The 20,871-nt window shown below is 74.6% G+C and carries 17 protein-coding genes; 11 read left to right on the top strand and 6 right to left on the bottom strand.

Features of this window, described 5'->3' with window-relative positions:
- Nucleotides 1-15: 15 nt before the first annotated feature.
- Genes trpS through C8054_RS15690 form a run of 3 tightly spaced genes read left to right on the top strand, consistent with a single transcriptional unit; the run spans nucleotide 16 to nucleotide 3,385 of the window.
- Nucleotides 16-1,131: a tryptophan--tRNA ligase gene (trpS, locus tag C8054_RS15700; protein WP_107157614.1), complete on the top strand. Its 1,116-nt coding sequence runs from the start codon at nucleotides 16-18 to the stop codon at nucleotides 1,129-1,131.
- A 20-nt stretch (nucleotides 1,132-1,151) separates the two neighbouring features.
- The gene (locus C8054_RS15695) at nucleotides 1,152-2,255 is read left to right on the top strand and encodes a glycosyltransferase family 4 protein (RefSeq protein WP_107157534.1); all 1,104 of its coding nucleotides are present in this window, start codon (nucleotides 1,152-1,154) and stop codon (nucleotides 2,253-2,255) included.
- Nucleotides 2,252-3,385, top strand: a complete 1,134-nt coding sequence (locus tag C8054_RS15690) for a hypothetical protein (RefSeq protein WP_107157533.1) — start codon at nucleotides 2,252-2,254, stop codon at nucleotides 3,383-3,385. Before C8054_RS15695 ends, C8054_RS15690 begins: the two co-directional genes overlap by 4 nt.
- Here the strand turns inward: C8054_RS15690 and C8054_RS15685 are convergent.
- The gene (locus C8054_RS15685; RefSeq protein ID WP_107157532.1) at nucleotides 3,348-4,598 is read right to left on the bottom strand and encodes an MFS transporter; all 1,251 of its coding nucleotides are present in this window, start codon (nucleotides 4,596-4,598) and stop codon (nucleotides 3,348-3,350) included. The two genes, C8054_RS15690 and C8054_RS15685, sit on opposite strands and share 38 nt — an antisense overlap.
- Nucleotides 4,599-4,743: 145 nt before the next feature.
- Here C8054_RS15685 and C8054_RS15680 point away from each other — a divergent pair, with 145 nt between their 5' ends.
- Nucleotides 4,744-5,556: a glycosyltransferase family 8 protein gene (locus tag C8054_RS15680; protein ID WP_107157531.1), complete on the top strand. Its 813-nt coding sequence runs from the start codon at nucleotides 4,744-4,746 to the stop codon at nucleotides 5,554-5,556.
- A gap of 25 nt (nucleotides 5,557-5,581) precedes the next feature.
- On the opposite strand, the gene C8054_RS15675 is transcribed toward C8054_RS15680, so the two are convergent.
- Genes C8054_RS15675 through C8054_RS15665 form a run of 3 tightly spaced genes read right to left on the bottom strand, consistent with a single transcriptional unit; the run spans nucleotide 5,582 to nucleotide 10,284 of the window.
- Nucleotides 5,582-6,577, bottom strand: a complete 996-nt coding sequence (locus tag C8054_RS15675; protein ID WP_199199770.1) for a hydroxyacid dehydrogenase — start codon at nucleotides 6,575-6,577, stop codon at nucleotides 5,582-5,584.
- 11 nt (nucleotides 6,578-6,588) lie between these two features.
- Nucleotides 6,589-7,581, bottom strand: coding sequence for a queuosine salvage family protein (locus tag C8054_RS15670; protein WP_107157530.1), 993 nt, complete (start codon nucleotides 7,579-7,581; stop codon nucleotides 6,589-6,591).
- A gap of 9 nt (nucleotides 7,582-7,590) precedes the next feature.
- On the bottom strand, nucleotides 7,591-10,284 hold the full coding sequence (locus C8054_RS15665) for a glycosyltransferase family 4 protein (protein ID WP_107157529.1): 2,694 nt from the start codon (nucleotides 10,282-10,284) through the stop codon (nucleotides 7,591-7,593).
- 146 nt (nucleotides 10,285-10,430) lie between these two features.
- Between C8054_RS15665 and C8054_RS15660 the strand changes: the two genes are divergently transcribed.
- The 7 genes from C8054_RS15660 (at nucleotide 10,431) to C8054_RS15630 (ending at nucleotide 19,140) form a co-directional block, all read left to right on the top strand.
- On the top strand, nucleotides 10,431-10,796 hold the full coding sequence (locus C8054_RS15660; RefSeq protein WP_107157528.1) for a YciI family protein: 366 nt from the start codon (nucleotides 10,431-10,433) through the stop codon (nucleotides 10,794-10,796).
- 115 nt (nucleotides 10,797-10,911) lie between these two features.
- Complete coding sequence (locus C8054_RS15655; protein ID WP_107157527.1) at nucleotides 10,912-12,303, top strand: FAD-binding oxidoreductase; 1,392 nt, start codon at nucleotides 10,912-10,914, stop codon at nucleotides 12,301-12,303.
- A gap of 169 nt (nucleotides 12,304-12,472) precedes the next feature.
- On the top strand, nucleotides 12,473-13,921 hold the full coding sequence (pyk, locus tag C8054_RS15650; protein WP_091059833.1) for a pyruvate kinase: 1,449 nt from the start codon (nucleotides 12,473-12,475) through the stop codon (nucleotides 13,919-13,921).
- Nucleotides 13,918-14,802: an acyl-CoA thioesterase II gene (locus C8054_RS15645; RefSeq protein ID WP_107157526.1), complete on the top strand. Its 885-nt coding sequence runs from the start codon at nucleotides 13,918-13,920 to the stop codon at nucleotides 14,800-14,802. The genes pyk and C8054_RS15645 overlap by 4 nt, the downstream gene beginning before the upstream one ends.
- 71 nt (nucleotides 14,803-14,873) lie before the next feature.
- Entirely contained in the window at nucleotides 14,874-15,344 is a 471-nt protein-coding gene (locus tag C8054_RS15640; protein ID WP_107157525.1) for an Rrf2 family transcriptional regulator, read from the top strand.
- Between the two features lie 109 nt (nucleotides 15,345-15,453).
- A complete protein-coding gene (locus tag C8054_RS15635) occupies nucleotides 15,454-16,467 on the top strand; it encodes a sulfite exporter TauE/SafE family protein (protein ID WP_107157524.1) in 1,014 nt (337 codons plus the stop codon).
- A 408-nt stretch (nucleotides 16,468-16,875) separates the two neighbouring features.
- Complete coding sequence (locus tag C8054_RS15630) at nucleotides 16,876-19,140, top strand: cellulose binding domain-containing protein (protein WP_107157523.1); 2,265 nt, start codon at nucleotides 16,876-16,878, stop codon at nucleotides 19,138-19,140.
- Nucleotides 19,141-19,307: 167 nt separating this feature from the next.
- Here C8054_RS15630 and C8054_RS15625 read toward each other — a convergent pair whose 3' ends face one another.
- Nucleotides 19,308-20,303 carry an LLM class flavin-dependent oxidoreductase gene (locus C8054_RS15625; RefSeq protein ID WP_199199768.1) on the bottom strand — a complete coding sequence of 332 codons (996 nt, stop codon included), beginning with the start codon at nucleotides 20,301-20,303 and terminating at the stop codon, nucleotides 19,308-19,310.
- A gap of 61 nt (nucleotides 20,304-20,364) precedes the next feature.
- The gene (locus C8054_RS15620; protein WP_107157521.1) at nucleotides 20,365-20,844 is read right to left on the bottom strand and encodes an Lrp/AsnC family transcriptional regulator; all 480 of its coding nucleotides are present in this window, start codon (nucleotides 20,842-20,844) and stop codon (nucleotides 20,365-20,367) included.
- Nucleotides 20,845-20,871 lie beyond the last annotated feature (27 nt).

The raw sequence follows: 20,871 nt of genomic DNA, 5'->3' as shown, positions 1-20,871 counted from the left end.
CAGGACAGCTCGCTGATGGACCCACCGGCCGCGGCGGGTCCGGACGATCCGGCCGACGGCGGGCCGGACAACGCCTCCTTCGCGGCCGCCCGTAAACGGTCGCTGGCGATCGAGCAGGAGTTGCGCGAGGACCCGTCCCGATTCCGGGTGCTGACCGGCGACCGGCCGACCGGCCGGCTGCACGTCGGTCACCTGTTCGGCTCGCTCGAGAACCGGGTGCGGTTGCAGGACGCGGGGGTGGAGACGTTCGTCATCATCGCCGACTACCAGGTCATCACCGACCGGGACGCGGTCGGCCCGGTGGGGGAGCGGGTCCTGTCGCTTGTCACCGACTACCTGGCGGTGGGGCTCGACCCGCGCCGCTGCACCATCTTCACCCACTCCGCCGTGCCGGCGCTCAACCAGTTGATGCTGCCGTTCCTCGCCCTGGTCACCGACGCCGAGCTGCGCCGCAACCCCACGGTGAAGGCGGAGCTCGCGGCGACGAACGGCCGGCCCATGTCCGGGCTGATGCTGACCTACCCGGTGCACCAGGCGGCCGACATCCTGTTCTGCAAGGCCAACCTGGTGCCGGTGGGCAAGGACCAGTTGCCGCACGTCGAGCAGACCCGGGTGGTGGCCCGCCGGTTCGACGAGATCTATGGCCGGGCCGACGAGCGGCACGCCGTGTTCCCCCGCCCGGACGCCCTGCTCTCCGAGGCGGTGAGCATCCTCGGCGTGGACGGGCAGAAGATGAGCAAGTCCCGGGGCAACGCGATCGAGCTGGCGATGAGCGCCGACGTCACGGCCAAGCTGATCCGCCGGGCCGTCACGGACAGTGAGCGCACCATCACCTGGGAGCCGCAACGTCGCCCCGAGGTGGCCAACCTGCTGTTGCTCGCCGCGCTCAGCAGCGGCCGGTCGCCGGAGGCCATCGCCGACGAACTGGCCGGCGCCGGCGCCGCGGGGCTGAAGGCCGTGGTCACCGAGGCGGTCAACGAACGGCTCGCCCCGATCCGCAGCCGGCGCGCGGAGCTGGCCGCCGACGAGGGGTACCTGCGGTCGATCCTGGCCGAAGGCAACCGTCGGGCGAACGAGGTCGGCGACGCCACGCTGGCCGAGGTCCGCGACGCCATGGGGATGGTCTACTGAGCCCTCGGGGAGGGGACCGGGTGCACGCTTCCACCGGATCGATCGCGTTCGTCAGCATGGGCCACTACCCGTCCGGGTTCCGGGTGGGAGGCATCTCCAACGTCATGGCCGGCTGGGCGCAGGCGCTCAACGGGCGCTACGACGTGCACGTCGTCGCCGTCTACGACACGGTGCCCGACGACCTCGACGAGGCGTTCGCCGCGCACGCGCACCGGTTGGCCGGGGTCCGCAGGCACGCGGTGGGCAGCCCGGCGGAAGCCGCCGAGGTGGTGGCCGGGATGGATCTCGTCTCGCTGCACCAGGAGGCGCACTGGCTGCCGTACCTCCCCCAGGCCGGCCTGATGATGCACAACCCGCCGTGCTTCACGCCCGGCCGGGTGTGGCCGCCCGCCGCCGACCCGGGGGCGCTGCGCGCCGCCATCGCCGGCGCGCCGTCGCGGCAGGCCTGCTCGCGGTGGCTGGCCGGGCTGATCGAGGCCGAGGTCGCCGCCGGGGTGGACGTCGTCACCCCGTTCGTGGCGGCGGAGTTCGTCGGGCAACCCCGCGTCGAGAAGGGGCGGCACGTGGTGTGGGCGGGACGACTGGTGGCGAACAAGGGGCTGGCCGACGCGGCGACGGTCGCCGGTCGTCTCGGGGTGGAGCTGCGGGTCACCGACGTCACCCCCGGCGTGCTCGACCCGGAGACCGCCGGGTTCCGGGACCGGCTGCGCCGGCTGCCCGGGGTCCGACTGGTCCCGCCGCCGTCGTCCCCCGCCGAGGTGGCCGGCCTGTTCGCGGCGGCCTCGGCGGTGGTCCTGCCGTCGGTCGGCGAGCCGTTCGGCATGGTCTCCATCGAGGCGCAGGCCAGCGGCACGCGGACGGTCGTGTACGCCGACGCGGGCCTGCCGGAGACCGTCGGGCCGGCGGCCGTCGCGGTGCCGGTGGGTGACCTCGACGCGCTGACCGCGGCGGTGCGGGACGCGTTGGACGCGCCGGAGGTGCCGGCGGGCAGCCGGGCCTGGGTCGCCGAGCGGTTCAGCCTCGACCGCTCGCTCCGGGCGCTGCTGCGCAGCCTCGGTGGTGGTCCCGACCCGGTCGGCGCCGGCGCCCCGGTGCCCGCCCGGACGCCCGGGACGATCCGATGAGCGGCCCGGGCGGTACGCCGCTGCGACTCGGGCTGTACGCGCTGCCGTTCGGCTACGGGCCGGCGAGCAAGGCCGTCGCCGTCGCCCAGGCGGTCCACCGGCGGCTCGGCGACGGGGTGCGCTGGACGTTCGTGTCCAGCGGCCTCGGACTGGAGCTGCTCCGGCGCACCGGGCTGTCGGCCCGGGTCGTGGACACCGGCAGCGTCCACGAGGCCGAGCAGGTCGGCGGTGAGCTGCGGCCGACCCTGGACGCGATGATCGTGGTGATGCACCGGCCGTTGGCCGCCCGCCTGGCGCCGGAGCTGCCGGTGTTCTGCGTCGACAGCCTGGCCTACATGTGGCGGCCGGACTCGTTCGCCGGTTTCCCCGGCATCCGGTCGGTGCGTCGCTACTGGGTGCAGGATCTCTTCGACTCGGTCGAGGTGATGGCCCGTACCGGGGTGCCGAACGTCCGGGCCGTCCCGCCGATCACCGACGTCGGGCCGGAGCCGGCCGACACCGGGCCGGCGGACCGCGCCGGAGCGCCGTGGGTGGCCAGCCTCGGTGGCCTGCTCAACCCGTACCCGGGCAGCCAACACGTCTACCTCACGCGGGTGCTGCGCCTGGTCGCCGACGCGTCGGCGGGCCCGCCGGTGGTGCTCACCAGCGCGGGCGCCATCGACCGATTCGGTGACCTCTTCGCCGGGGTCGACGCCCGTTCGCTCAGCCACGACGCGGCGCTCGCGTTGTTCCGGCGGGCCGGCGGGGTCCTGGCGCCCCCGGGGCTGACCACGATCCTGGAACTGGCCCAGCTCGGCCGTCCGATGCTGCCGCTGCCGCCGGAGAACTACTCGCAGGTGCTCAACCTGCGCCGGTTGCTGCGCCACCACGGCACGGAACTGGGCCCCGCCTGGCGGGTGCTGGACGACGCGTACCGCCCGATCGGGGCCGACCTCCCGGAGGGCGACGGGGTCCGGGCGGTGCACGACCTCAACGAGCGGGTGTTGCCCGATCCGGCCTTCGGCGCGGCGCTCGCCGAGGCGTGGCGGCACCCCGACCAGCGGGACCGGCCGCTCCCCGCGGCGCTGCGTGCCCCGGTCAGCGGTGCCGCGGTCATCGCGGCCGACCTGGCGGACTGCCTCCGGCGCTGACGCCGCCCGCCGGCACCGGCACGGCGGGCGGCGGCGCGAGGGCGTCGGCCCGGTAGCGGCGGCGCACCCGGGCCAGCGCGATCGCCGCCAGGGCGGCCAGCGGCAGGAACACCAGCGGCCCGAGCGGGCTCACCAGCGGAGCGACCACGGTGCTGCCGAGCGCCACCGCGCCGGTGTTCGTCGCCATCGTGACCGCGGCCCCGGTCGCCTGGTCCGCGTCGCCGGCCTCGCCCATCACCAGCGAGGTCAGCGCGGCGTGCGCCAGCGGCAGCGACGCGCCGACCAGCGCCCCGCCGACGATCCAGGCCGGTACGCCCAGCGTGCTCGCGGTCGCCCAGGTGAGCAGGCCGGCGGCGAGCAGGCCGAGCCCGAGCTGGGCCAGCCGGCGGTCCGGTATCCGCCGCCGGGCGGCCACGGCGGCGGCGCCGGCGGCGGTGAGCGCCACCACCGAGACGGTCACCGAGAAGACCACGGCGGGCAGCTCGGCGGCCCGGATGAGGCGGGCGACGTAGAGCCGGGACGTGTCGCTGGCCAGCGCGTATCCGGCGGCGGCGAGCACGGCGGTGGAGCCGAACAGCCGCCAGGATGGCCGGGCCGTCGGCGCGTCGGCGAGCCGGGGCGGCGGCGGCCCGACACCGGGCGTACGCGCCGCGGCCAGCATGATCACCGTGACGGCGAGGAAGGTGACGGAGTTGGCCACCGCCGCGACCGGCACCGGATGGGCGACGGTGGCGATCAGGAGGGCCGCCACGGGCGGCCCGGCGGTGCGGCCGAGCTGGAACTGGATGCTGTCCAGCAGCAACTGGCGGGTCCGGCTCGCGCTGCCCGGCCAGGCGCCGACCAGGGCCAGCCAGGACGGGCCGCCGAAGCCGACCGCGAACGGCGTGACCGAGCAGACGACCGCCACCAGCAGCGCGCGGCGGGTGGACAGCCCGTCGCCGGTGTCCCAGGCGACGACGGCCACCGCCAGACAGCTCGCCGCCTCGACCGCGGACGACCACACCAGGGTACGGACGTGGCCGAGCCGGCGGGCCGCCCGCGCCCCCAGCAGCACACCGGGGATCGTGCCCAGCAGCGCGGAGATCTGCCACACGGCGAGCACCGCCGCCGGCAGTCGGTTGTCGCCCAGCGCCCAGGCGATGTTCACCCACTGGGCCGACGCCGCGGTGTTCGACAGCAGGGCGAAGCACCAGAAAACGGGGAAGGGCACCACCGGGCGAGCCTACCGGCCGGCGGGCCGGACATCGGCTCCCGTCGCTGCCGGATAGGGGTCGTACGGGGTTGGCAATCCCGGTCACCGTGTCCGAAGCTGGCAGCGGCGCCACCGCCGGGCGCGTCGGGACGACGATGGGAACGCGGTGCACTTCGGACTCGGCTTCGACGAGGCGTACGTGCCGCACGCACGGGTCCTCATCGAGAGCATCCTGCGCGAGGGCGCGCTGGCCACGCCCACTTTCTGGCTGGTCACCGATCACGAACTCGGGGCGGACCTGCGCGACGCGGTCCGCCGGCAGGTCGGCGACCGCGGCGAGGTGCGCTTCCGGCCGGTGGACCGGGTCGCACACCTGCCGCTGTCCACCCGGGACAGCGCGCGACACATCTCCCAGGGCATGTACCTGCGGCTGTTCCTGCCCTGGCTGGTGCCCGCCGAGCTGGACCGGCTGGTCTACCTCGACTGCGACATGCTCTGCACGGGGTCGCTGGCCGGGCTCGCCGACGTCGCGCTCGGCGAGGCGGTGGTCGGTGCGGTGCGCGACGCGTACACCCGGCGGCTGGCCGACGGGGGCGCGCTCCCGGGGCTGCGGGAGGAGGCCACGCTGGACCCGCAGGCGCCCTACTTCAACTCCGGCATGTTGCTGATCGACCTCGCGCGGTGGCGCGACGCGGACGTCACCGGTCGCGCGCTGGACTACATCGAGCGGCACGCGGACGCCGCGCGCTACCCCGACCAGGACGCGCTGAACCACGTCCTGTTCGGACGCTGGCTGCGGCTGCCGCACCGGTGGAACCACATGATGGGCTGGCGGCTGGAGCCGGCCTACGGCGGTGACCCGGCGCAGGCGTCCCTGGTGCACTGCGTCGGGCCGAAGAAGTTCTGGGCCGACGAGTTCCCCGACTTCAGCGAGTTCGGCCGGCGCTACTGGAAGTACCGCGCGGAGTTGGACGGCTGACGCGGCCCGGCTCGGACGGCCCGGCTCAGGCGAGGAACGGCAGCCGCTCCACCAGGACCGGATCCGCCGCCGGCAGACCGTGGACGAACCGGTCCACCTCCTCCACCGCCTGGTCGCCGAGCCGGCGCAGCTCGCTGCCCTGCGCGCCGGCGACGTGCGGCGTGACGAGCACGTTCGGCAGGGCGCGCAGGGGATGGTCCAGCGGCAGCGGCTCGGGATCGGTCACGTCCAGCACGGCGGAGAGCCGACCGGTACGCAGGTGCCCGAGCAGCGCCTCCTGGTCCAGCAGCCCGGCCCGGGCGGTGTTGATCACTGTGGCACCGTCGGGCAGCAGCGACAGTCCGGCCGCGTCGATCATCCCGGCGGTCTCCGGCGTGAGCGGGGCGTGCAGGCTGACGATCGACGACTCCCGGAGCAGGTGCCCCAGCTCGACGGGGCGTACCCCGAGCCGCCGCGCGTCGTCCGGTGCCAGGAACGGGTCGTGGCAGAGCAGCCGGAAGCCGAGGGCCGACAGGCGGGCCGCCACCAGCCGGCCGACCCGGGACGCGCCGACCAGCCCCACCGTCCGGTCCGCGTTTCCCGTCGCCGGGTAACCGGTCAGCAGGGCGCGGCGGTCCAGGCTGCGCCGGTAACGGTCGGCGGCGGCGAGGACGTTCTTGCCGGCCAGCAGCACCATCGCCACCGTGTAGTCGGCCACCGGCACCGCGTTGGCCCGCGCCGACGTGGTGACCCGCACGCCGCGCTCCCACACCGCCGGGTCCAGCAGTTCCTTGACCGAGCCGCCGGTGTGGACCACCGCCCGCAGGCGGGGCATGGCGGCCAGCTCCGCCACGCCGAGGCGTGGGCAGCCCCAGCCGGTCAGCAGCAGCTCGGTGCGGCGCAGCGCCGCCGGGGTGGCGTCGGACCAGCCGGTCCAGGGCTCCGGGGGGAGGCTGACCAGCCGGTCCAGCCGGGCCCGGCTGGTGGGCGTGAAGAGCTGGTCGGGCAGGTCCGCGCGCATCAGCAGGGCGGCCGGGAGCATCCACGTCCTCCTCAGTAGGCGAAGCTGACGCTGCGGGGCCGGGGCCGGGCCTTGTAGCGCGGCTGCTGCCCCTTCTTCCACAGCAGGCTGGCCAGCTCCACCGGGTGCACCGGGTCGCCGGCCGCCGCCGACCGGTGGGCCAGCCGCTCACAGATCTCGACCGCCGCGGCCCGCAGCTCGACCTCCGCCGGGCTGCCGTGCGCCAACGGCCGGCCCGCCCGCAGCGAGTCGGCCAGCTCCGCGTCGATCTCCAGCAGCCCGTCCTCGATCAGCACGTGCGGGATGAGGTTGTCGGCGAACGCGGTCAGCCGGCCGAGGTCGGTGAACCGTCGCGCGCCGCCGGGGTCGTGGCACAACGACAGGCCGTACGTCGCCAGCTGGGCCCGCTTGTGGAACGGCACGTCCAGGTCACCGTGGCGGGAGACGTCCCGCCAGTGCGGCATCCCGGCCAGGATCGCCACCATCGCCGTCGGCGACCCGGCCGCCTCCTCCACCAGCGCCGGGTACTCCCCGCCGAACCGGTCCCGGGTGTACGCGCCCAGCTCGTTCCAGGCGGCGGCGAACATGGTCATCAGGGTGAACGCCGGACCCCGCGCGGGTTGGCCGAACATCTCCGCGCAGGCCCGCCCGTCCAGCCCGGCCAGGTACGCGGGCGTCGGCACGCCGTCCCGGCGCACCCGGTCGAGCAGGAGCTGGCCGATGGTCCGGGCGCCGGACAGGCCGGGCAGCTTCACCAGGTGCGGGTGCAGGCCGGAGCCGAAGTTGATCGCGTCTCGGACGATCACGAAGCCGATCCGGGTCCGTTCGTCCGGCAGCCCGGGCAGCCCGGACTCCACCGGCGGCTGGCGGCGCAGCTCGTCGAGGTAGCGGACGTCGACCGGGCGCGACGACGGCCGGGCGTGGGTGGCCCGGGCCGCCACCGAGGCGGCGGCGACGCGCAACGCGGCCGGGTGGTCGACGGTGTGGTCCGGCGACGCGGCCCGGTCGGTGGTCTGGTCGGTCATCCACTCTCCTCAGAGCTTCGCGGGACCCAGGGACTCCAGCGCGGCGAGGTGCGACTCCGCCACCCGGGCCCAGTCGTACGTGGCGCGTAGCCGCCCGCTCGCGGCGCGGGCCCGGTCGAGGCGGGCGTCGTCAAGCGAGTCCAGGCAGCGGGTCAGGTCCTCCCGGGTGCGGCCGTACGGGATGGCGGACCCGCCGAGCATCTCGGTGAGGAAGGGCCACGGCGACACCAGCGCCGGCAGTCCTCGCCCGATCGCGTCGGCCACGGTGCCGGTGGCCAGCATCTCGCCGTCGCGGAACGGCAGCACCAGCACGTCGATCGCGGCCAGCCTCCGGTTGTACTCGCGGCGGGGCACCAGGTCGTAGGGCACCACCCGGATCCGGGGGTCCGGTGAGCGGGGCAGCTCCGGGGTGCCGGAGAGGACCAGCAGTTCGATGTCGTCGCGGGCGGACGCGGCCACCGCGTCGATGACCAGCGCGGTGTCCTTCTCCGGGCGGGGCGCCCCGATCACGCCCAGCCGCAGCGCGCCCGGCCGCAGGCCGTACTCCCGCTCGGTGCGGGCCCGGTCGTCGGCGCGGATGTCGGTCATCAGGTCGCCGAAGTGCCCGTGCGGAATCACCCAGTGGCGGGCGTCGTCCGGATAGGGCAGCACGTCACGCGCCCGGTCCCGGCCGCGCTCGCTGTGGTGCACCACGCCGTCGGCGGCCGCCGCCCAGGCCTGGTAGACCGACCGCCACCGTGGCTGCCGGTCGTGCGGCGTGAGGTTGTGCTGGGTGAGCAGGAGCCGTACCCCGCTGTCCCGGATCGCGTCGATCAGCGCGAGGTGCCCGGCCAGCTCCGCCGGGAGCAGCCGCTCCGGCCAGTGCAGGTGGAACACGTCGACGTCGGCCAGGATCTCCCGGTGCCGGTCGAGCTGCCCGCGGCCCAGCGCCACCTCGTGCACCCGGTCCCGCAGCGGACCGTAGAGCAGGGCGTCGTAGTGGTGCCCGTACGCCGAGCTGGCCACCCGCAGCTTGGGCGTCACCGACCAGGTGAACGCCATCCGGGTGGCCGGCGCCACCTCCACCTGGTGCACGACCGGCAGCTCGCCGAAGTAGCTGCGGTAGGCCGACACGCCCGCCACCTCGACGGTGGTGACCATGTCCGCCGGGCCGACGCCGAACTCGACCCGCAGCGGCCGGGCCGCCGCCTCCGTCACCTGGAGCGCGACCGCCTCCGGCGGCCGGTCGAAGCGCAGCTCCTCGTGCACGTGCAGGGTCCGGCCGCGCACCTCGTACCGGGCGTGACGCGTCGCGGGCACCGGCGGGAGGTCGGCGGGTGTCTGCCGCCTTCCGGGCTCCTGCCAGCGGTGGTGGACCACCTCCAGGCCGCCCGGCCGGTGGACCACCCGGTCGGGCCGGCCGGCGGGCACGACCGTACGCCCGTCCCGCACCGCCACCGGCACGCCGGTGGCGAGGGCGCTGTCCACCGGCACCTCGAACAGGCCGGGCCACTGCGGGGCGGGCAGGTAGTCCGAGACGGTGGACCCGACCAGCGGCAGGACGAACGCGGTCTGCGCCGAACGGTACGACCAGACGCCGGCGTGGCGGGCCCGGTCGAAGAAGAAGACCGCGTCACGCGGCCGACGGGGCGTCGGGCCCGGCATCGGCACGGAGTCCAGCGAGTTCGCCGCGTCCAGCAGCTTGCCGAGGCAGTCGAGGGTCATCTGGAGCCGCCGTGCGGGGCCCCGGTACGCGTAGGTCGACCGGTACCGGTGGGCCTGGATCAGCCCCTTGTCGAACCAGGGGCGGAGCGCGTCGAACGCGTCGCGCGCCCGGGCCGCCCACTCGTCGCGGCCGGTCGGGGAGAGCTCGGGACGACGCGCGACGAGCCCGGCCAGTTCCACGGTGAGGCAGCGGGCCAGCGCCCCGGCGGAGCGGCCCCAGGCGACGGCGCTCCCGCTGTCGGTCACCACGAGATCCACCAGGGCGAGCGCGTCGCGGGCGCCCGCCGCCCAGGCCGGGCCGATCCGGGCCGCCAGCGGCTCGGCGACCGGATACAGGGCCGGGCCGTAGATGTCGAAGCGGCCGGAGCCGTCGGTGGAATCGTCCAACTGCCGGCCCGGCGTCTCCTCGATCAGGTCGCGGGTGCGGCGGACCAGGGCGTCCAGCGCCATGGCGTCCACCGGCAGCCCGAGCTCCGCCCGGGCGTGCTCGCAGCGGGCCAGCACGGCCGCGTAGTTGCGCGGCGTCCGGGCGTCCAGCCAGCTCTCGTGCGGCCCGGTGTCCACGGCGGCCCGCAGGTGCTCCCGCCGCTCCGGCGGCAGCCGGGGGAGCAGCGCGTTGTCCGCCCACGGGCCGAACCGGCGCAGCGTCTCCGCCACCCGGTAGGAGGCGAACGTGTGGGTCCGCTCGCCGTCGACCGCGCCGAGCACGGTCAGCAACGCGTCGTCGATCGGCGTGCCGGCGAGCCGGGTCACCCCGCCGGCGTGCAGCAGCCCGAGGACGTGGGCGAAGTCGGCGTGCACGTCCGCCTGCACCGGGAATCCGGCGAAGACGCGGGGCACCCGGAAGCGCGGCGTGTAGCGCGTCACGAAGTCGGTGAGCGTACGGGTCGCGAACCCGCGGAGGGCCTGGCCCAGCGAGGACGGCTCCGGGTCGGCGTCGCCCGGCGGGCCGGCCAACCACGGTGAGGCGGCCGCGGTCGAGCCCCGGGCGATGTGCACGCGGAAAGATATCAATGCCCCGAAGGTGCTGGCAACGGCGGGACGGACGCCCGGTTCCGGCGGTGACCCGGGGCAGTTGCGGCGAGCGACCCCGCGGTGACGCGACCCCGTGCGAGGCTGGACGCGACGGCGGTCAGGAGGTGCGCATGGGCGCCACGCCCCGGCTCGACTTCGCGTTGGACACCTACGAGTGCATCGTGCTCTACCCCGGACCCTCGGGCCGGGCGCTGCCGGAGGAGACCGTGCAGCGGTTGCAGTCCGAGCACCTCCGGCACATGCAGGCGTTGCAGCGGCGCGGCATCGTGCTGATCGACGGCTCGGTGGACGGGCCGGCCCGGGAACCCGACCCGCCGATCGGCTTCGGACTGGCCCGGACCGGCTCGGTGGACGACGTCCGCAGCGTCATGGAGGCCGACCCGGCGGTGCAGGCCGGGCTCTACCGGGTGGAGGTGCTGACCTTCCTCTGCCCAGCCGGCTCGCTGGAGTTCCCGCTGGTCAAGGCGGAGAGCTGAGGGACTGTCGCGCGGGCGACGGCGGGCCGCCCCGGGTCGGTGCTACGGTCCGGCCCACGCAGCGACCCCGGCACGTCCGGCGCCCGCCGGCCCGGGGTCGGCCGAGGAGTCCGCCATGACCTCCGCCCCGGATGTCCCGCGCGCCACCGACCTGCTCCGCGCGGCGCTCGGCGACCGCCTGTTCACCCCGGCCGACGCCGGCTTCCCGGCCGCCGTGCGGCTCTGGAACGGCGCGCCGGGCGCGCTCCCCGCACTGGTGGCCCGCGCCCACGACGCCGCCGAGGTCGCCCTGGCGGTCCGCGTCGCCCGGCGCTGCCACCTGCCGCTGTCGGTCCGGGCCGGCGGCCACGACTGGGCCGGCCGGGCGCTGCGCCAGGGCGGACTGGTCGTCGATCTCACCGCGCTGCGCCGGGTCGACCTCGACCCCGGCACCGGCGTGGTCACCGTGGGTGGCGGGGCGACGGCCGGTGACGTGCTGGCCGCCCTGCGGCCGTACGACCGGGTCGTCCCCACCGGCGTGGTGCGCGCGGTCGGGATGGCCGGGCTGACCATGGCCGGCGGCTACGGCCCGCTCTGCGGCCGGTACGGGCTGGCGCTGGACAATCTGCTCGGCGCCGAGGTGGTGCTCGCCGACGGCCGGCTGGTGACCGCCGACCCGGCGCACGAACCCGAGCTGTACTGGGCGCTGCGTGGCGGCGGCGGGAACGTCGGTGTGGCCACCGCGCTCCGCTACCGCACCCACCCGCTGGCCACCGTGCTCGCCGGCCTGCTGCTGTTCCCGCTCGACCAGGCGACGGCGGTGCTGCGCGGCTACGCCGACGTGGTGCGGGACGCGCCGGACGAGGTGACCGTGATGGCCGGCTTCCTGCCCGGCCCGGCCGGCGAACCGGTGGTCTTCCTCGCCCCGTTCGTCAGCGGCGACGACCCGGCGGCGGGCCGGGCCGCGGTGGACCGGCTGCGCGCGCTCGGGACACCGCTCGTCGACCAGGTCGGCACGCTGGCGTACGAGGACGCGCTGCGCCTGTTCGACGGCGGGATGGCCGACGGCAACCACTACCTGCTGCGGACCCGGTGGCTGGCCCGGGTGGACGAGCCGGTGGTGGCCGCGCTGACCGTGGCGGCCGGCGCGGTCAGCTCGCCGTTCTCGGCGATCGCGCTGCACCACTTCCACGGCGCGGCGGCCCGGGTGCCGGTCGGCGGGACCGCGTTCGGGCTGCGCGCCGACCACCTGCTGGTCGAGATCATCGCGGTCTGGACGCCGGGTGGGGACCCGGCGCCGCACCGGGCGTGGGCCGAGCGCACCGCGGCGGCGCTGGCGCCGCACGCGCTGCCCGGCGGCTACCCGAACCTGCTCGCGCCGGAGGAGACCGACCGGGTCCGGCTCGCCTACGGGCCGAACTGGGACCGGCTGCGCCGGGCCAAGCGCCGGTACGACCCGCACGAGGTGTTCTCCGCCGTGCCCACGCTGCCGCCGGCCGACCGGCCCGGACCCCGCGTCGGGCGGTGACGACGGGCGGTACGATTTCCGCCGCGCGGTCGCCGATGCCCGCCACACGACGTTCCGGTGCGGTACGCCTACCGCCCGCCCGCGCGCTTGTTCGCGCATCGTTGGACAACTGTTCCGCAAGTCCGCAAGGGGTCGGCTGGTGAGCCGACCCGGAGGAGAGACTAGCCTGATGGGCGTGACACGCCGCGCGAAGATTGTCTGCACTCTGGGCCCCGCCACCTCGTCCCCGGAGCGCATCCGGGGGCTCGTCGAGGCCGGCATGAACGTGGCGAGGCTCAACTTCAGCCACGGCAGTCACGACGACCACGAGTCGGTCTGCCGGATGGTCCGGGAGGCGGCCGAGGCCGCCGGGCAGCCGGTCGCCGTGCTCGCGGACCTCCAGGGCCCCAAGATCCGGCTCGGGCGCTTCGCCGACGGGCCGCACGAGTGGCGCACCGGCGACTCCGTGGTGATCACCAGCGACGAGATCGTCGGCACCAAGGAGCGGGTCTCCTGCACCTACCGCAAGCTGCCGCAGGAGGTGAAGCCGGGCGACCGGCTGCTGATCGACGACGGCCGGGTGGCGGTCGAGGTCAGCGACGTCACCGGCAACGACATCCGCTGCCTGGTCACCGAGGGCGGTCCGGTCTCCAACAACAAGGGCGTCTCGCTGCCGAACGTGGCGGTCAGCGTCCCGGCCATGTCCGACAAGGACGCCGAGGACCTGCGCTTCGCCCTCGGCCTCGGCGTCGACCTGGTGGCGCTCTCCTTCGTCCGCTCGCCGGACGACATCAAGCTCGTGCACTCGATCATGGACGAGGAGGGTGTCCGCCGCCCGGTGCTCGCCAAGGTCGAGAAGCCGGAGGCGGTCGACCACCTGGAAGCGATCGTGCTCGCCTTCGACGGCGTCATGGTCGCCCGGGGCGACCTCGGCGTGGAGCTGCCGCTGGACCAGGTCCCGCTGGTGCAGAAGCGCGCCGTGCAGCTCTGCCGGGAGAACGCCAAGCCGGTCATCGTGGCCACCCAGATGCTCGACTCGATGATCGAGAACTCCCGCCCGACCCGCGCCGAGGCCTCCGACGTGGCCAACGCCGTGCTCGACGGCGCGGACGCGGTGATGCTCTCCGGCGAGACCAGCGTCGGCAAGTACCCGGTGCTCACCGTCAGCACCATGGCGAAGATCGTCACCACCACCGAGGCCGGCTCCATCGCCGTGCCCCGGCTCCAGCACGACCCGCGTACGCACGGCGGCGCGCTCACCGTCGCCGCGTCGTCGATCGCCCGCGCCATCGGCGCCAAGGCCATGGTGGCGTTCTCGCAGACCGGCGACACCGTCAAGCGGCTCAGCCGGCTGCACTGCGACCTGCCGTTGCTGGCCTTCACGCCGGTGCCGGAGGTGCGTAACCAGCTCGCGCTCTGCTGGGGCGTGGAGACGTTCCTGATGCCGTTCGTGCAGCACACCGACGACATGTTCCGCCAGGTCGACCAGGCGCTGCTCGGCCTGAACCGGGCCAACCCGGGCGACTACGTGGTGATCGTGGCCGGCAGCCCGCCCGGCACTCCCGGCTCCACCAACACGCTGCGCGTGCACCAGCTCGGCTCGCTCGTCGACGCCGCGGCGGCCCGGGCCCTCCAGTGAGTGACGCTCCGGTGGCGACCGGGCAGGCCGCCGTCGACCAGCTCCTGGAGGTGCTGGACCTCGCGCAGACCGGCGAGATGGCCTTCCGCGGGATGAGCCCGCCGGTGGGCCCGCAGCGGGTCTACGGAGGCCAGGTCGCCGGTCAGGCGCTGGTGGCGGCCGGCCGCACGGTCGGCCCGGAGCGTGCCGTGCACTCCCTGCACGGTTACTTCGTGCGGCCCGGCGACCCGGCCGAGCCGATCGACTACCAGGTGGAGAACGTCCGCGACGGCCGGTCCTTCTCGGTGCGCCGCTCGGTGGCGTTGCAGCACGACAAGCCGATCTTCTTCATGTCGGCGTCGTTCCAACGGCAGGAGGAGGGGCTGGACCACCACGCCCCGCTCCCACCCGACGTGCCCGGCCCGGACGACGTGCCCACCATGACCGACCGGCTGTCCCGCTACCCGGAACGGCTCGGCATCTGGGGGCAGATCCCGCGCCCGATCGACGTCCGGTACGTCGGCGAGCCCGGCTGGGTACGCCCCGGCGACCGCCCGGCCGAGCCGCACCAGCGGGTCTGGATGCGCATCGACGGCAAGCTGCCGGACGATCCGCTGCTGCACGCCTGCGCGCTGACGTACGCCTCGGACCTGACGCTGCTCGACTCGGTGCTGTCGGTGCACGGCGAGGTGTGGGGGCCGGGCGGGGTGGTGGGCGCGAGCCTCGACCACGCGCTCTGGTTCCACCGGTCGTTCCGCGCCGACGAGTGGTTCCTCTACGACTGCTGGAGCCCGTCCGCGTCGGGCGCCCGGGGCCTGGCCACCGGCCGGATGTTCACCACCGACGGTCGGCACATCGCCAGCGCCGTGCAGGAGGGGCTGCTGCGCCGGGTGGGTGGCTGACCCGGCAGCCGTGACCGTTCGGCCGAGGGTCGGGAGACCGGGCGGCTGAACAGGCGACTAACCTTGCCGGCATGCGTCTCTCCGCCCGGGTCGACTATGCCCTCCGTGCGGCTGCCGAGCTGGCCTCGGTCGCCGAGGGCACGGCCGCCGGGCGGAGCCGGCCGGTGACCGCCGAGCAGATCGCCCGCTCGCAGGACATCCCGCCGAAGTTCCTGGAGAGCATCCTGCTCCAGCTCCGCCGGGGCGGCATCGTGCACGCCCAGCGGGGCCCCGAGGGGGGCTACTGGCTGGCCCGTCCGGCCGGGGAGATCTCCCTGGCCGAGGTGATCCGGGTGATCGACGGCCCGCTGGCGCACGTCCGGGGCCACCGCCCGGAGCAGCTCGGCTACCAGGGCGCGGCCCGCGCGTTGCAGGACGTGTGGATCGCGCTGCGGGCCAGCGAGCGCGAGATCCTGGAGCTGGTCACGATCGCCGACGTGGCCACCGGCACGTTGCCCGCCCGGGTCAACGAGCTGGCCGCCGATCCGCGCGCCTGGAGCTGACGGCCGTCCGGCGTGTCCCACCAACCGGATGGGGGACTTGACCCGGGGTGCCTCCGTGCCGCATTGTCGACCAAGTTGATAGGAGATACCGAAAAGTCAGGGGGCGCTCGTGCGCAAGCTGCTGGTACTCGCCCTCGTCGGGCTCCTCGCGCAACTGGTCGACGGCGCGCTCGGCATGGCGTACGGGCTGACGTCCTCGACGCTGCTGCTGTTCGCCGGTGTCGCGCCGGCCGCGGCCTCCGCCTCGGTGCACCTGGCCGAGATCGGCACCACGCTCGCCGCCGGCGTGTCGCACTGGCGCTTCGGCAACGTCGACTGGAAGGTGGTCGGCCGGATCGCGCTGCCCGGCGCGATCGGCGCGTTCGCCGGCGCCACGTTCCTCAGCTCCATCTCCACCGAGTCGGCCGCCCCGTGGATGGCCGCCATCCTGTTCACCCTCGGCGCGTACCTGCTGATCCGCTTCTCCCGGCCGCTGCGCGCCAACCGTGCCGCCGGCCGGCTGCGGAGCCGCTTCCTGGCCCCGCTCGGGCTGGTCGCCGGCTTCGTCGACGCCACCGGCGGCGGCGGTTGGGGTCCGGTCGCCACCCCGGCGCTGCTGGTCTCCGGCCGGATGGAGCCCCGCAAGGTCATCGGCTCGGTGGACACCTCCGAGTTCGTGGTGGCGGGCGCGGCCAGCGTCGGCTTCCTGATCGGCCTCGGCTCGGAGGGCTTCCTGCTGCCCACTGTCGCCGCGCTGCTGATCGGCGGCCTGATCGCCGCGCCGATCGCGGCCTGGCTGGTCCGCATCGTGCCCGCCCAGGTGCTCGGCGCCGTGATCGGTGGCGTGATCGTGCTGACCAACGCCCGCACCCTGCTGCGTGCCGGCGAGCTGGGCGGCCCGGTGCCGGCCCTGGTCTACGCCGTGCTCGGCGCCGGCTGGCTGGTCGCCATTTCGCTGGCGGTACGCGCGCTGCGTCGCGCCCGCCGGGCCCGGGCCACGGCCGCGGCGGCGCTCGCCGCGGCGCCGGCTCCGTCGGTCGCGGCGGCCGACCCCTCGGCTCCGTCGGTCGCGGCGGCCGACCCCTCGACCCCGTCGGTCGAGGCGGGGGAGCCCCGGCCGCTCGCCGCCGCCGTCGAGGGTTGAGCCGCCCGCGTCGGGGTTGAGCCTTCCGCGTCGGGGTTGAGTCGCCCGCGACGCTGACGAGCGGCATCCCGGCCGGCGTGCCGTGTTTGTCGGCGTGTCGCCGGCTCGGGGCGGATGCGCTCGCGCGCGATATACCACTCCGTCATAATTATGCCTCAGCGGTATATCGCCGTCCCGCGAGTGGGGGTCCCCAGGCGTTACTCTCCGTGGTTGGGGTGGCGGGCGAGTTCCGCCGGGGCGCGGCGCGCTTGTGGGGGTGCGCGGCGGTGGCTACGCTGGCGGAGCGCGGAGCCTAATCATCAACGTCGATGCGTCGACGTTCCCGTCGCGTCAGCGCACGTGCACACTCCCGCCGGTCCGGGCAGGCCGGCGTCGCCGCGTGCCCGACCTTCGCGAAAGGCAACCCCCGTGCACCACACCACCTCACGCCGGCTCGCCCTGCTCGCCGCGGTCTCGGCGGCCACGCTGGCGGCCGGCGTGCTCACCACCGTCACCGCCTCGGCGGCGGCCGCCGCCTGCCGGGTCGACTACCGGATCACCAACCAGTGGGGCGGCGGCTTCGGCGCCGACGTCACCGTGACCAACCTCGGCGACCCGGTCGACGGCTGGACGCTCGGCTGGAGCTTCGCCGCCGGTCAGCAGGTCGCCCAGGCGTGGAACGCCACGGTCAGCCAGTCCGGCGTCCAGGTCACCGCCCGCGACGCCGGCTACAACGCCGCCATCGGCACCGGTGGCACCGCGAACTTCGGATTCAACGCCTCCTGGAACAACGCCAGCAACCCGGCCCCCACCACGTTCACGCTGAACGGCACCACATGCACCGGCGCGCCCCCGACCGCGACGCCGACGACGTCCGGCCCGACCACTCCGCCACCCACCACTCCGCCGCCCACCACCCCGCCGCCGCCCACCACGCCGCCGGCCGGCGCGAAGCAGATGGAGAAGCTCGACCGGGGGCTGGTCAGCGTCCGCTCCGGCAGCGGGAACCTGGTCTCCTGGCGGCTGCTCGGCACCGAGACCTCGGGCGTGTCGTTCAACCTCTACCGGGGCACCACCAAGGTCAACGCGAGCCCGATCACCGGCGCCACCAGCTACCTGGACGGTGGCGCGGCGGCCGGGTCCGCGTACACCGTGCGGGCCGTGGTGAACGGCGCCGAGCAGGCGGCGTCCGCCCCGGCGCTCCAGTTCGCCAACGGCTACCTTGACGTGCCGATCCAGGCCCCGCCCGGAGGCACCACGCCGAGCGGCGAGGCGTACAGCTACTCGGCCAACGACGCCAGCGTGGGCGACCTCGACGGCGACGGCCGCTACGAGTTCGTGCTCAAGTGGGACCCGTCGAACAGCAAGGACAACTCCCAGTCCGGCTACACCGGCAACGTCTACGTCGACGCGTACACCCTGACCGGCGCCCGGCTGTGGCGGATCGACCTGGGCCGCAACATCCGCGCCGGCGCCCACTACACCCAGTTCCAGGTGTACGACTACGACGGCGACGGGGACGCCGAGGTGGCCATGAAGACCGCCGACGGCTCGCGCTCCGGCACCGGCCAGGTGATCGGCTCCTCCTCGGCCGACCACCGCAACTCCAGCGGCTACGTGCTCGCCGGCCCCGAGTACCTGACCATGTTCGACGGGCGCACCGGCGCGGCGCTGTCCACCGTCGACTACGACCCGCCGCGCGGCACGGTCTCGTCCTGGGGCGACTCGTACGGCAACCGGGTCGACCGGTTCCTCGCCGGCACCGCCTACCTGGACGGGCAGCGCCCGTCGCTGATCATGGCGCGCGGCTACTACACCCGCGCGGTGATCGCCGCCTGGGACTTCCGCGACGGCACGCTCCGCAAGCGGTGGACGTTCGACTCCAACGCCTCCGGCAACGGCGCCGCCGCCGGCCAGGGCAACCACCAGCTCTCGGTGGCCGACGTGGACAACGACGGCCGTCAGGAGATCGTGTACGGGGCCGCCACCATCGACGACAACGGCCGGCTGCTCTACTCGACCGGCAACGGGCACGGCGACGCGCTGCACGTCGGCGACCTCGACCCGTCCCGCGCCGGCCTGGAGGTCTTCAAGGTCGACGAGGACGGCAGCAAGCCCAGTTCGTGGATGTCCGACGCGCGTACCGGTCAGCTCCTCTGGCAGACCGCGCCGAACGGCGACAACGGTCGCGGCGTCTCCGACGACATCTGGGCCGGCAGCCCCGGCGCCGAGTCCTGGTCCTCGGCGGTCGACGGCCTGCTCAACACGCGCGGGCAGAACGTCGGCCGCAAGCCGTCCTCGGCCAACTTCCTGATCTGGTGGGACGGCGACCCGGTCCGCGAGCTGCTCGACGGCACCAAGATCGACAAGTACGGCACCGGTGGCGAGACGCGACTGCTCACCGGCAGCAACGTCGCGTCCAACAACGGCACCAAGTCCACCCCGGCGCTCTCCGCCGACCTCCTCGGCGACTGGCGTGAGGAAGTGGTCTGGCGCACCGCCGACAGCTCGGCGCTGCGGATCTACAGCACGCCGGTCACCACCGGCCTGCGCCTGCCGACGCTGATGCACGACCCGCAGTACCGGGTCGCCGTCGCCTGGCAGAACACCGCCTACAACCAGCCGCCGCACCCGGGCTTCCACCTCGGAGACGGCATGGGCACGCCGGCCGCGCCGAACATCTACCTGCGCTGAAACGGCAGGCACCGGGTCGCCGGCCGCGGAATCCGCTCAGCCGGCGACCCGGTGCACCACACCGCAGCATTCCCGACCCGTCCCGACCGGGAATGCCGTACCACCACCGGGGACAAAGCTATGCGTCCCACGCGACGCTGCGGTGACGTGGCTATGAAGAGCGTGTTTCAGCCTTCGCGGCGCAGCCCACCGGCCACCTTCTCGGCGATCAGCTCGAACGAGCGGACCCGGTCGTCCACGTCGTAGACCATCGCGGTCAGCATCAGCTCGTCCGCGCCGGTGCGCTCCAGCAGCGTCCCGAGCTGCCGGGCCACCGTCTCCGGCGAACCGGTGGCCTGACCGTCGCGACGCTGCGCCACGAACTCCCGCTCCAGCGCGGAGTACGGGTAGGCCGCCGCCTCCTCCGGCGTGACCAGCGGCTCCGGCCGCCCCGACCGCAGCTTCAGGAACGACAGCCCGGCCGGCCCGGCCAGCCACTCGGCCCGCTCGTCGGTCTCCGCGCAGACCGCGTTGACCGCCACCATCGCGTACGGCCGGTCCAGCCACTGCGACGGCCGGAAGTGCTGCCGGTAGAGCTGCAACGCCGGAATGGTGTTCTGCGCGCTGAAGTGGTGCGCGAACGAGAACGGCAACCCGAGCAGGCCGGCGAGCTGGGCGCTGAAGCCGCTCGACCCGAGCAGCCATACCTGCGGCGACTGCCCGCGTCCCGGCGTCGCGGTGATCGGACCCGGCTCGGCGCCGCTGAAGTAGTTCATCAGGTCGGCCAGCTCGCGCGGGAAGTGCTCGGCGGACAGGCCCTCCATGGTGCGGCGCAACGCCAGCGCGGTCCCCTGGTCGGTGCCGGGCGCCCGCCCGATGCCCAGGTCGATCCGGCCCGGGTGCAGCGCCTCCAGGGTGCCGAACTGCTCGGCCACCACCAGCGGCGCGTGGTTGGGCAGCATCACCCCGCCCGAGCCCAACCGGATCGTGCTGGTGTGCGCGGCCAGGTGCGCGAGCAGCACCGCCGGCGCCGAACTGGCGATCGCCGGCATGTTGTGGTGCTCGGCCACCCAGAACCGGCGGTAGCCCAGCTCCTCGGTGCGGCGGGCCAGCTCGGTGGTGTGCCGCAGCGCCTCACCGGCGTTGCCGGTCGCGGCCACCGGGGCAAGGTCAAGGACAGACATCGGTACGTCGATCACGCGATGGTGCAACCGGCGACGTGCCGGAATTGTTCCGTCGAGTGGGTCAGCCCATACCCCGGGCCTGCTCGAAGATCAGACTGGTCTGGGTGTGCTGGACCGCCGGATCGACCGCCAGATGATCGAGCACGAAGTCCCGCAACGCGTCCCCGGACGCCGCCCGCACGTGCAGCACGTAGTCCTCCGCGCCGGCCACGTGGAACACCGACACCACCCCGGGCAGCCGCACCGACCGGGCCCGGAACGCGTCCACCGCGGCCCGCTCGTGCGCGGTCAACCGCACCGACACCAACGCCTGCAACGGCAGGCCCACCGCCGCCGGGTCCACCTCGGCGTGGAACCCGCGGATCGCCCCGCACTCCCGCAGCGCCCGCGTGCGCGTCAGACACGTCGACGGCGCCACCCCGACCCGCTCGGCGAGCGCGTTGTTCGGCAGCCGGCCGTCGGCGGTCAGCTCGGCGAGGATCGCGCGGTCGACGTCGTCGAGGGCGGAGAACGGCCGTACATCGTTCGGTGCGAGAGGCATGCCGACATCCTCCACCGAACAAGCTCC

This window comes from Micromonospora sp. RP3T (assembly GCF_003027925.1).
Classification (GTDB): Bacteria; Actinomycetota; Actinomycetes; order Mycobacteriales; family Micromonosporaceae; genus Micromonospora.
The sequence above is the reverse complement of the archived record's forward strand: the minus strand, read 5'-3'. Positions and strand labels throughout refer to the sequence as shown.

Bases quoted from the DNA above. Each gene is read 5' to 3' on its own strand.
- trpS (WP_107157614.1), top strand. From the start codon at position 16: ATGGACCCACCGGCCGCGGCGGGTCCGGACGATCCGGCCGACGGCGGG.
- C8054_RS15690 (WP_107157533.1), top strand. From the start codon at position 2,252: ATGAGCGGCCCGGGCGGTACGCCGCTGCGACTCGGGCTGTACGCGCTG.
- C8054_RS15675 (WP_199199770.1), bottom strand. From the start codon at position 6,577: ATGCTCCCGGCCGCCCTGCTGATGCGCGCGGACCTGCCCGACCAGCTC.
- C8054_RS15670 (WP_107157530.1), bottom strand. From the start codon at position 7,581: ATGACCGACCAGACCACCGACCGGGCCGCGTCGCCGGACCACACCGTC.
- C8054_RS15660 (WP_107157528.1), top strand. From the start codon at position 10,431: ATGGGCGCCACGCCCCGGCTCGACTTCGCGTTGGACACCTACGAGTGC.
- C8054_RS15655 (WP_107157527.1), top strand. From the start codon at position 10,912: ATGACCTCCGCCCCGGATGTCCCGCGCGCCACCGACCTGCTCCGCGCG.
- pyk (WP_091059833.1), top strand. From the start codon at position 12,473: ATGGGCGTGACACGCCGCGCGAAGATTGTCTGCACTCTGGGCCCCGCC.
- C8054_RS15640 (WP_107157525.1), top strand. From the start codon at position 14,874: ATGCGTCTCTCCGCCCGGGTCGACTATGCCCTCCGTGCGGCTGCCGAG.
- C8054_RS15625 (WP_199199768.1), bottom strand. From the start codon at position 20,303: ATGTCTGTCCTTGACCTTGCCCCGGTGGCCGCGACCGGCAACGCCGGT.
- C8054_RS15620 (WP_107157521.1), bottom strand. From the start codon at position 20,844: ATGCCTCTCGCACCGAACGATGTACGGCCGTTCTCCGCCCTCGACGAC.